Source organism: Cellulosimicrobium sp. GQ32, from assembly GCF_059758455.1.
The window spans coordinates 84,074-95,301 of record NZ_JCAXEP010000016.1; the positions used below are offsets into that span (position 1 = coordinate 84,074).

Annotated in this window: 7 protein-coding genes; 5 read left to right on the top strand and 2 right to left on the bottom strand. The window is 68.1% G+C overall.

Translation table 11 applies throughout. The features are described from left to right. Positions 1 to 324: 324 nt before the first annotated feature. The 5 genes from AC6CH9_RS19720 (at position 325) to AC6CH9_RS19740 (ending at position 9,684) form a co-directional block, all read left to right on the top strand. Positions 325 to 4,893, top strand: coding sequence for a class I SAM-dependent DNA methyltransferase (locus AC6CH9_RS19720; RefSeq protein WP_498156410.1), 4,569 nt, complete (start codon positions 325 to 327; stop codon positions 4,891 to 4,893). Then, positions 4,893 to 5,597: an 8-oxoguanine DNA glycosylase OGG fold protein gene (locus AC6CH9_RS19725; protein WP_498156411.1), complete on the top strand. Its 705-nt coding sequence runs from the start codon at positions 4,893 to 4,895 to the stop codon at positions 5,595 to 5,597. Before AC6CH9_RS19720 ends, AC6CH9_RS19725 begins: the two co-directional genes overlap by 1 nt. 13 nt (positions 5,598 to 5,610) lie before the next feature. Next, positions 5,611 to 7,854 (top strand): DUF262 domain-containing protein, encoded by a 2,244-nt coding sequence (locus AC6CH9_RS19730; RefSeq protein ID WP_498156412.1) that lies wholly within the window; start codon positions 5,611 to 5,613, stop codon positions 7,852 to 7,854. A gap of 80 nt (positions 7,855 to 7,934) precedes the next feature. Next, complete coding sequence (locus AC6CH9_RS19735; protein WP_498156413.1) at positions 7,935 to 8,885, top strand: HipA domain-containing protein; 951 nt, start codon at positions 7,935 to 7,937, stop codon at positions 8,883 to 8,885. Positions 8,886 to 8,919: 34 nt separating this feature from the next. Continuing rightward, positions 8,920 to 9,684 carry an HIRAN domain-containing protein gene (locus AC6CH9_RS19740; protein ID WP_498156414.1) on the top strand — a complete coding sequence of 255 codons (765 nt, stop codon included), beginning with the start codon at positions 8,920 to 8,922 and terminating at the stop codon, positions 9,682 to 9,684. Here AC6CH9_RS19740 and AC6CH9_RS19745 read toward each other — a convergent pair. Next, a complete protein-coding gene (locus tag AC6CH9_RS19745; RefSeq protein ID WP_498156415.1) occupies positions 9,678 to 10,310 on the bottom strand; it encodes a ribonuclease D in 633 nt (210 codons plus the stop codon). The genes AC6CH9_RS19740 and AC6CH9_RS19745 overlap by 7 nt on opposite strands. A 77-nt stretch (positions 10,311 to 10,387) precedes the next feature. Further along, the gene (locus AC6CH9_RS19750) at positions 10,388 to 11,152 is read right to left on the bottom strand and encodes a hypothetical protein (protein WP_498156416.1); all 765 of its coding nucleotides are present in this window, start codon (positions 11,150 to 11,152) and stop codon (positions 10,388 to 10,390) included. Positions 11,153 to 11,228 lie beyond the last annotated feature (76 nt).

Below are 11,228 nucleotides of genomic sequence, written 5' to 3' on the forward strand. Positions count from 1 at the left end.
AGCGAGCACTACTTCGGCACGGACGGCAAGCAGTCGTTCCGCACGCAAGTGCTCGAGCGCCGCAAGGCGTGGGACGACGCCGCGAAGGAGGGCGAGCAGACGACGCGCGCCCGGTTCGTGGCGGCGCGGGCGAATCTGCTGTCCACGCTCGCAGTGCTGGGCGAGGAGGGCGGCCGGTTCGCCGTGCTGCCCGAGCTGTACGCGGAGCTGCGCACGGTGCTCGGCTACTCGTCGGCGGCTCTCCAGTCGAAGAAGGACGGCCCGGTCGAGTGGGTCCACGCGACCGGGCTGGAGGCCTCCGCGCCGCTCGCGATCGTGGAGGCGGTGGCGGTCAAGGACGTGGAGTCGCTGCTGGCCAAGGGCGACCCGATCAAGCCGGCCCGCGCCGACCGGACCCTGCTCGAGCCGTACGACGTCGACGACAAGACCCAGATCCACTCCGTGGCGCGGCTGCTGTCGTACCTGTTCGTGCAGGACGACGCCCCGGAGTTCGCTCTCGTGCTGGCGGGCGGGTGGATGCTCGTCGCGGAGAAGACCCGCTGGGCCGAGGGCCGGTACCTCGCCGTCGACCTGCAGCTCGTGGCCGAGCGCGCGGACGACAAGCGCGGCGGCGAGACGGACATGGCGCTGACGTGCGTCGAGGCGGCGTCACTCGCCCCGGACCCGGAGGGCAACCTGTGGTGGCCGGGCGTCCTGGACGAGTCGGTGAAGCACACGGTCGGGGTGTCGAAGGACCTGCGCGAGGGTGTGCGGCTGTCCATCGAGATCATCGCCAACGAGGTGGTGCGGCGTCGCGCCGCCCAGGGGCTGGAGCCGCTGCCGCAGGCCGAGGCTCAGGAGCTTGCCCGACACGCGCTGCGCTACCTCTACCGCATCCTCTTCCTGCTCTTCGCCGAGGCGTCGCCGGAGCTCGGCGTGCTGCCCGTCGGGGACCCGACGTACGAGCAGGGGTACAGCCTCGACCGGCTACGCGAGCTGACGCTCGTGGAGATCGCCGGTCCGCGGTCGACGGACGGCACGCACCTCTACCAGTCGCTCGCCACGCTGTTCGGGCTCGTCGACGAGGGGCACGACGGCGCGGCGGGCGCCTCGCGTGGCGAGCGGGTCGACGGCGAGGTGCAGCGCGTCGACGACGGCGCGGACGGCCTGACGTTCCAACCGCTCAAGGCCGACCTGTTCCTGCCGAAGGCCACCGCGCACATCGACGCCGTCGGGCTGGGCAACGCCGCCCTGCAGCAGGTGCTGCGGCACCTGCTGCTGAGCAAGGAGTCGAAGGGCAAGGACCGCGGGTTCATCTCCTACGCCGAGCTCGGCATCAACCAGCTCGGCGCGGTGTACGAGGGCCTCATGAGCTACACAGGCTTCTTCGCCGAGGAGGACCTGCACGAGGTCGCCAAGGACGGGAACTCCGAGAAGGGCTCGTGGGTCGTGCCCGTCGTGCGGTCGCAGTCCATCGCGTCCAAGGACTTCGTCAAGGCGCCCGACCCCGTCACGGGCGAGCTCAAGCCCGTGGTGCACGAGCAGGGCACGTTCGTGTTCCGGCTCGCGGGGCGCGAGCGGCAGCAGTCGGCGTCGTACTACACGCCCGAGGTGCTGACCCGGTTCACGGTGTCGCAGGCGCTCGTCGAGCTCATCGGGCCGGACGAGGTCAAGGAGGGCTCCGTCGAGTGGGAAGGTCGCGAGGTCCCCCGCAAGATGACCGCGCGCGAGATCCTCGACCTCACCGTCTGCGAGCCGGCCCTCGGCTCCGGCGCGTTCGCCATCGAGGCGGTGCGCCAGCTCGCCGCCGCGTACCTGCGGCGCAAGCAGGAGGAGACGGGAGAGCGGATCGACCCCGACGCGTACGCGGCCGAGCTACAGAAGGTCAAGGCGTACATCGCCCTGCACAACGTGTACGGGGTCGACCTCAACGGCACCGCCGTCGAGCTCGCCGAGATCTCCCTGTGGCTCGACACCATGGGCAAGGGGCTCCAGGCGCCATGGTTCGGTCTGCACCTCAAGCGCGGCAACTCCCTCATCGGCGCACGTCGTGCGGTGTACCGCCGTGACCAGCTCGCCAAGAAGGCATGGCTCACCGCGGTGCCCACGGACGTGCCGCTCACGCCGTCCGACGACGACCGCGCGGCCGGGCGGTCGAGCTCGCTGGGCGACGTGGGCGGGCGCATCCACCACTTCCTTCTCCCTGCCGCCGGTTGGGGCAGCGCCGTCGAGGCGAAGGAGGCGAAGGAGCTCGCACCCGAGGCGCTCGCCCGCCTCAAGGCGTGGCGCAAGGCGGTGCTCGTCACCCCGTCGAAGAAGCAGACCGACGAGCTGGTCAATCTGGCCCACCGCGTCGAGACGCTGTGGGACCTCGCGCACCAACGGCTCCGCATCGCCGAGGATCAGATCCGCCGATCCATCGACGTCTGGGGTGCTGACGATCTACCTGTCGGCGGAACCGTGACCCGAAAGCAGATCGAAGAGGCACTCGACGACGCGAAGGGCGCCTATCAACGGCTTCGCCTCGTCATGGATGCGTGGTGCGCGCTGTGGTTCTGGCCCCTCACCGACGCTGTAACCCGGGTGACAACCGGCGACGGCAACGCGGTGGCCGTCGGCCCGCCGACTCTGGACGAGTGGATCGCTGGCCTGCGCGCCGTGCTCGGCGTCCACGCGGAGACCGGCGCCTCTGGACGCGGCCGCAAGTGGACGGGCGGGGACCAGACCCTCATCGAGGCCGGGTCGGCAGACTGGGACGACCTCGACCGAGCCGACATCGAGCTGACCTCGGCTGGCGCGAGCAACCCTGACTGTTTCCTGCGCGATCACCCCTGGCTTGTTGTATGTCAGCGGGTCGCCACGCAACAGGGCTTCTTCCACTGGGAGCTCGACTTTACCCCGGTCATTGCCGCGCGCGGCGGCTTCGACCTCCAGGTCGGGAACCCACCATGGGTGCGTCCGCGTTCCGACGTCGAGGCGCTGCTCGCTGAGGGCGACCCCTGGTGGCAGCTCAAGAACAAGGCCACGCAGGACGAGGTGCGATCGAAGCGAGCCGAGACGCTTGCCCTGCCCGAGGTCGAGGCGCTCGTCGTAGATGGAACGACGGACGTCGCTGTCACCGCGGCCTACGTCGGCGACGCGACAAACTACCCCCACCTCGTCGGGCTACAGCCTGACTTGTACCGCTGCTTCATCGAGCGAACGTGGAGGCACCAGTCCCCTCTCGGAATTACAGCACTTATCCACCTTGAGTCGCACTTCACAGACGAGAAGGGGGGAATGCTGCGGGCCGCGACCTACGAACACCTTCGGAGGCACTGGCAGTTCATCAACGAGCTCCAGCTTTTTGAGATTCAGCACCAGAAGCGCTACGGCATTAACGTGTACGGCCCTAAGGCCGCTCCGAGGTTCCTCCAGGCAACCTCGCTCTACCACCCTGATACCGTCGAACGCTCATTCGCTCACGACGGCAGCGGCGACGAGCCCGGCATCAAGGACCCTGAAGGACGCTGGGACGTCCGACCTCACGCATCACGCATCGTGAGAGTCGACGACAACGCCCTCAGCACCTGGCACCACATACTCGAGGACGAGGGCGTTCCCGTGCGCCAGACGCGGATGGTGTACTCGGTTAACCGCTCTGCCGCGTCGGCACTCGACAGCCTCGCCTCCGCGCCCCGAATCGGCACGCTGGCCCTGGAGTTCTCCCGCGGATGGGATGAGTCGATCGACCGCGCAAAGGGGCGATTCGACTCCGAGTGGGGTGAGGTCCCCTCCTGGGAAGACGTCATCGTTCAGGGCCCTCATCTCTACGTCGCGGCTCCGGCTTACAAGACGCCGAACCCCTCGATGAAGCATCACCTCGACTGGACCGAGGTCGATATAGAGGCGCTCGACGCGCAGACCATCCCGGCGACGTCGTACAAGCCGCGCGGCGACCGCAAGATCTACGACGCGGCATACACACACTGGACCCGCGACGTCGTCGTCGGGCCGAACGGCGGGCTCGCCGACGGCTCCCCCGTCGTGGACCCGGAGTACATCCGCCATGTCGAGACCGCCACCCGCACCGACGGCACCACCGTCCGCACCGAGACTGTCTCCGCCCGCGCCTTCTACCGCCTCGCCTGGCGCAACATGGCCGCGAACACTGGCGAACGAACCCTGATCCCGGCATTGATCCCACCCGGCAGTGCTCACATCCACACGGTCTACTCGTTCGGTGCACCGCGTCATGAGCCCTGGGACCTTCCTCTCGTAGCCGGAACTCTGAGTTCCCTTGTCGCTGACTTCGGTGTCCGATCGGCGCCGAAGTCTTCGATCAGCTGGGAGACCACTAACCGGCTTCCGCTCCCACAAGGTTCGCTGCGAGGGGCAATCGTGCTGCGGGTTCTTCGCCTGAACTGCCTCACCGACGCCTACGCCGACCTGTGGGCCGAGTGCTACAACGAGGCGTTCCGCGACGACTCGTGGACCGGCCTGCCGGAGCGCACGGGCTGGGTGGACCTCGGCGATGTCGGCCCGGACTGGACGCGCGAGACGCCGCTCCGCCGGGCAGAGGACCGCCGCCAGGCGCTGCTGGAGATAGACGCCCTGGTGGCGCTGTCGCTGGGTCTGACGGCGGACGAGCTGTGCACGATCTACCGCACCCAGTTCCCGGTGCTGTACGGCTACGACCGCAACCGTGACCACTACGACGAGAACGGCCGCCTGGTCCCGAACAGCGTCCTGACCACCTGGCGCAAGAAGGGCGGCAACGACGGCCGCTTCTCGGAGGACGACCTCACCGCCATCCACCCCGGCAGCGGTGTCGCCTACAGCTACGAGCTCCCCTTCCAGACCCTCGACCGCGAGGCCCACATGCGCCAGGCCTACGCCGAGTTCGAGCGCCGCCTCGCCGAGCGTGGAAGCTGATGGGCGCGCTCGCGGGAGGCCGGACGATCCTCGACCTGCTGCCGGAGTCCGAGGGTCTGCTCAGCCAGGGCTTCAGGTTCCGCCCGGCCTGGTGGACGAGCCGCATTGGCGATGTGTCCGTGTCCGGATGGCTCGACGACCTCCCTGCGGACCCGGACGGTCGCGGGTACCACCGCATCACACGGGACGAGATGCTGGCCACGGCCGACGGCACCGACGGCTGGGAGTCACGCGCCCTGCTCGCCGGCTACGTCTGGGGCACAGGCAAGCTGGGATTCCTCGTCGGCCGGCGATCCCGCACCTTCCGCGACACCGACTCGGCGGATCTCCAGAAGCGGCTCGCGGTGGCAGTCGACGCTCTCCGCACCGACGGCCCCTCCGCTGCCTACCGCGAGCTGAACCGTGGCGGTACGGCATCGATCAAGCACCTGGGACCGGCGTTCTTCACCAAGTTCCTCTACGTCGCTGACGCGGCGAAGGTCGAGCAGCCGGACGGCGCGCTCATCATGGACCAGTTCGTCGTCAAGGCGCTGAACGCACTGCACGACTGGTCTGAGCCCACGTACGGCTGGGCACCAGCCCGCTACCCGGAGTGGCTCGACATCGCGACCACGGAGGCCGACCTCGCCGCCACCGAGCTCGGTCGCCCGATCCGCCGCGACGAGATCGAGTACGCCTACTTCACCCACGGCAAGACGCTCTGACGAAGGAGTCACCATGAAGGCCGACGCCCTCACCCCGCGGCAGCTGTTCGACGGGAAGATGCACTACGAGATCCCTTCGTTCCAGCGTCCGTACGTGTGGAACGAAGAGGACCAGTGGGCGCCGCTGTGGGAGGACATCCTCCGCGTCGCCGTGAGCTACCTCCCGTCGGAGTCCGCTACGGCCGTCGACCCGGAGCGCCACTTCCTCGGTGCCATCGTCTACGAGTCGCGACCGCCCGTCGTCGGCGACGTCACTCGGCACCTGGTGATCGACGGCCAGCAGCGCACCACCACGCTCCAGCTCGTCATTGACGCCGTGCAGTCGGCCATCGCGGAGCGAGGCCACGAGGCCCTCGCCGAGGACCTGGAGGATCTTGCCCTCAACAAGTCCGCGGCATTCCGCGGAAAGCCCGAACGCTTCAAGCTGTGGCCGTCGCGGCAGGATCGCGGGGCGTTCGAGCAGGCGATGGACGACACCCGCCCGTCCGACGGCGAGCACCGCGTCCTTGAGGCACACCGGTTCTTCCGCCGGGAGGCCCGCGCCTGGCTCGAGGGCAAGCCGGACGATGACGGGGCGCTGCCGCCCGGCACCGAGGAGCAGCGGGCGTGGGCGCTGACGTCGACTCTTCAGGACGGGCTCTACGTCGTCGCGATCAACCTCACCGGCCACGACGACTCCCAGCTCATCTTCGAGACCCTCAACGACCGTGGCACGCCGCTGCTCAAGGCCGACCTCATCAAGAACTGGGTCTACAAGGTCGGCTCCTCCGTCGGCGCCGACGTCGAGGCATGGCCCGACACGCACTGGGTCGACTTCGACGACACCTGGTGGCGGGCCGAGATCTCCCAGGGTCGGCACACCCGCTCCCGCATCGACATCTTCTTGCAGTACTGGCTCACCATGCGGATGCGCGACGAGGTGAAGACCGAGCAGGTCTTCCGCACCTTCACCCAGTACGCGCAGCCCCACATGACCGACGCCGCCGGCGCGGAGGCCTTCCTCGGCGCGATGCGCCGCGACGCAGACACGTACCGCCAGCTCGCCCAGCTCGACCCGACCTCGCCCGAGGGTTCGTTCTACTCCCGGGTCGTCGAGACGATGGAGCTCGCCGCCACCAGTCCACTCCTCCTGTGGTTCGTCTCGGAGAACCACGACGTCCCCACCGCTCAGGTCGCCGTCGGCCTCAACGCCCTGGAGAGCTGGGTCATCCGGCGGACGCTCGTGCGCGCCACCATGAAGGGGGTCAACCAGCTCATGGTGGCGATCCTCAAGATCATGGCCGACGCCCCGGTCGAGACCGCCGGTGACGCCGTCCGCGACTACCTGGCTCGCCAGTCAGCCGATGCACGGTACTGGCCGACGGACGAGGAGATGCTCGCCGTCCTGCCCGGTCTGCGCCTCTATGGCAACATCCGGCAGTCACGCATCGCCGAGGTGCTGTGGGCCGTCGAGACGAGCCTGCGCACCAAGTTCAACGAGAACCTCCCCCAGCCGCCGAGGCTTCAGGTGGAGCACGTGATGCCGCAGGGCTGGCGTACGCACTGGGAGACCGAGCCGCCCCTCGGCATCGAGGAGGCTGCCGCACGCGACCAGCTCGTGAACACCCTGGGCAACCTCACACTCGTGACGCAGCCTCTCAACGGCTCGCTGTCTCACCGCCCCTGGACCGACACCGAGGCGTCCGGCATGAAGACCGGCGGCATGGTGGGACGCGGCAAGCGCGGCCTCCTGGAGGAGTTCGCCCTGCTCGTCCTCACGAAGCACATCGTCACCCAGCACCCGGACGCGTGGACCGAGGACGACATCCGCGCCCGGTCCACGGCCCTCACCAAGGCGATCTGCGCCGTCTGGCCCGGACCCCCGGCCGTCGAGCCCGCGGCCGACGACCACGAGGTGCCCGGCGAGGTCATCACCGAGAGCTCCGAACCCGCCACGCTGGCCGAGGTGCCCTGGACCGAGACCGAGCTCACCGACCTCGCGGGCCGTTGCGCCCCCACCACTCTCGCCGTCCTCGACTTCGTCGCCACCGAGCGAGTGGGCGATCTGTTGCGGGGCGGTGACTTCGCCGGGCTCGACCTGACGTCGGCACAGATCGCCGGTGTCTCCGGCGCGCTCTCGCGGATGGTCTACTCGCGCTACCAGCGCTCCAACCCGCCGCTCGGGTTCGTCAACGTCGCCGGACAGTGGCACTACCGCATGGAAGCCGCCGATGCCGAGCTGTGGCGGAAGGTCCGCGACCTGCCCCCGGGCGACTGAAGGTCACCGCCTTTTGAGTCCGACGCGGCGCGCGACGGAGTTACCAGTGCTCGGGCGATGGTTCGCATAGCCTCCTCCGGGTGAGCTTCGCCCCGTACGCACGGAGAGACGTGACGTCTTGGCGCGCCATCGCCGAAGAGCCGGTAGGCGCAGCGGAGAAGTGGTGGCTCGCAGATCCGGAGGACGTTCGGTGGCTGTACAAGCCGGTGCGGTTCCGTAAGAACGGGACCCGCATGGGCATGGACTGGGCAGAGGTGATCGCCTCGCATCTCGCCGGACTGCTCCGACTGCCCCACGCGCACGTCGAACCGGCGACAAGGAATGGGTTCGACGGGTTGATCTCCCGACGTGTTGTCCCTCCTGGCTTCGCCCTCCGGAGCGGCGCCGACCAGCTTCTTGACTGCGGTGCACCTGGGTTCAAACCGTACGAGGAGCGTGTCGGCGCCGAACGCAAGACCCGTCCCGGCCACTCCCTCGCCAACATCCGCGCTGCACTCGCGGACGTCGATCCGCCGCCAGCGGCAGCGCCCGAACTGACGGCGTTCGACGCGTTCGTCGGGTACCTGATCCTCGACGCCTGGATCGGCAACGCCGACCGGCACGAACAGAACTGGGCGGTGCTCGAACCCGAGACCGGTGCCGACGCCCGGCGCCTTCTCAGCCCGACCTTCGATCACGCGAGCTCCCTCGGCTACGGCCTCACGGAGGAACAGCGCTGCGCGCTTGCCGCCGACAGCGTTCAGTTCCAGCGGTTCGCCGAGAACGGTCGCGCCACTCGATTCGAGAACGCCGGATCAGGGTCGATCCCCAGCCTCGTGACGTTCGCCCTCGACGGCGTCGCCCTCTGCTCTGAAGACGGGCGACGTTTCTGGCGAGACGCCGCCTCCGCGCTTCCCACGTCGACCGCGCGTACGGTGGTGGAAAGAACCCCTGGACTGTCAGAGGGGACGAGTACGTTCATCATCCGGCTACTGGACGAGAACGCGAGGAGGCTCCGGCATGAGTGCGACCGCAACACTCGAGGCGCATAGTGGGCGCCAGCGTTCTTCTTTAGGCGACCGACGCATGATCGTGGCATGGCAGGACCCGCAGACTCGACGCATCGTGCCCATCGGCGTGCTGTCTCACGACGACGCGGGGTATGGCTTTGCCTACCTTGACGGTGTCCGCGACATCGAGGGCTTTCGTCCCCTGCTCGGCTTTCGTGACCTCAACCGCCGGTACACGAGCGAGACGCTCTTCCACCTGTTCGCGCAACGAGCGATGAGCCCCCGTCGTCCCGACTACGTGCGGTACATCTCTGAGCTCGGGCTCGCGCCCGATGACGACGAGCCGTGGGAGCAGCTCGCGCGGTCCCACGGCCGACGCGAGGTCGATCGCCTGCAGCTCTTCCCCGTCCCGAAGGTGGTAAACGGCACCGTCCGTTGCAGTTTCCTCGTCCACGGCACCCGTCACGTCGCTCAGAACGAGATCGTCCGCGACGGCGTAGCGCAGCGCGTCGAGCCCCCGTACGTCGAGCGCACGCTCTCGGCCCTGGTCCCCGGTCAAGAGCTGCGGCTCGAGCCAGAACCGACGAACTCCCACAACCCCGATGCGCTCCTGGTGACCGCATCGGGAGAGGTCATCGGCTGGGTGCCCGACCTGCTCCTCGAAGACCTCCACCGGCTTCGCCAGCGAGCGGACGTCAGCGCACGGGTTCAGCGAGTCAACGGCCCCGAGGCTCCCGCCCACATGCGAGTACTCGCAGAGTTGTCCGCCACCGGCATCGACGGGTTCGAGTTCTTCGCCGGCCCACGATGGCGAACCATTCCCGAGACGAACTCTCAATAGGCGAAGACGTCTTCCAGGCCGAGCGTCGCTGTCTCCGTTCTGGTAGGTAGGAAGGCGCAGCACCGGTCGTAGAGGTCCAAGAGGTCGGCCCCCATCAGCCTTCCCTTGAGCACGTCATAGAGGTCGAGGAGGTGGTCGACATCGGCTGCGGCATACCGGAGCTGCTCGCCCGACAGCGCAATCGCTCCCCAGTCACTCGTCCGGACGGGCCCCTTCGGCAGCGAGAGGCCGAGGAGACGCGAGCACAATCTCGCTAGGCTGTGCTCCGACGACGGACTCTGGGGAGCAAGAAGCTTCGAGGCGATCTTTGTGCACTGGACGTTGGTCGCTCGGACTTCCCATGCAATGCGCATGAAGAGCAGATCGAACGGCGCGTGGTGCATGACGACACGCACCGCAGGGTCTGTCAGCAGAGCGATCAGACCCGCAGGCCGCCCGCGGTCGACCCTAACGAGGGTGGTCCCGACACCTCGGGCTGAGAGCTGGCAGAGCTGCATCTCATCGCTCAGCGGATCGAGTCCAGAGGTCTCGGTGTCCCACGCCACCATCCCGGCATGGCGATACGCCTCGACAAGGTAATCAGGGATGTCGTAGGTAACGACACTGACGGGCTGCGGCTGGACCATGTCTGGAGGCTAGCGTCGCCAACCGACGTCGGACCTGGTGGCACTCCGCACTCGTCAGGCCGGGCTGGGCAGCCTGATCAGTCGTCGACGATCTCGGCGTCGACCACGCCGGCATCCACCACGTCTTCGTCGTCATCGCTATCTGTGCTGCGACGCAGGTATGACGGAAGGTCAGTCGGCGGAGACCCGAAGGTCTTCATGGTCGAGCGGATCGTGAACTGTGCAAACGCGGCATTTCCGCTGGCCCCGATGACCGCGCCGATCCCGAACGGAATCGTCTTGCCGAGGACGAGGATCCCCTGCTTCGTCCCGTACTTCGTCACGAAGTTCTTTCCGAGAACGCTGTTGACTCTCCGCAGCGCGGAGACCGGAACGCTCTGTACCACCCTCCGGCCCCAGTGCGCCCCGGTCCGTCCGGCCGCCTCCGTGATGATGGGCGTGGCGGAGTCTCCGAGCATGACGCCAAGCAGCAGAGTGCGACGACGCACCACATCCTCGGTCGGGATGTCATAGACCTCGGCGACTGCGAGCACGTAGGTCATCGCCGCGGTCGTGAATGCGGCGGCATCAGCAGCACCCAGCGCAAGACCGGCCGGGAGACCGACGGCGGGTGCCGCAGCGACGCCTCCCGCTGCCGCTCCGGAGGCACTGACGGCCGCGGTGAACTGCCGTCCGAGAGACCTAACGATTTTCTCCGGGCTCGCGTGAGAATCACGACGAACCGTTGCGCGGACGTGACCCAGGATCGCTGGACGGCCGATCTGCACCGCCTTGTCGAGGCCCGACAGGAGGGCACGTGCGACCGGATTGGTCTGGACGGGATTCTCGGTCTCGGTCGCCATCGTTTCTCTCTTGGGTCGATTCACGCACGGACGGGCGAGTCGCACGGTATCGGCGGGTACACAACGAGTCGAGGCC

Coding starts and splice junctions, on each gene's coding strand:
- AC6CH9_RS19725 (WP_498156411.1), top strand. CDS start 4,893: ATGGGCGCGCTCGCGGGAGGCCGGACGATCCTCGACCTGCTGCCGGAG.
- AC6CH9_RS19730 (WP_498156412.1), top strand. CDS start 5,611: ATGAAGGCCGACGCCCTCACCCCGCGGCAGCTGTTCGACGGGAAGATG.
- AC6CH9_RS19740 (WP_498156414.1), top strand. CDS start 8,920: ATGATCGTGGCATGGCAGGACCCGCAGACTCGACGCATCGTGCCCATC.
- AC6CH9_RS19745 (WP_498156415.1), bottom strand. CDS start 10,310: ATGGTCCAGCCGCAGCCCGTCAGTGTCGTTACCTACGACATCCCTGAT.
- AC6CH9_RS19750 (WP_498156416.1), bottom strand. CDS start 11,152: ATGGCGACCGAGACCGAGAATCCCGTCCAGACCAATCCGGTCGCACGT.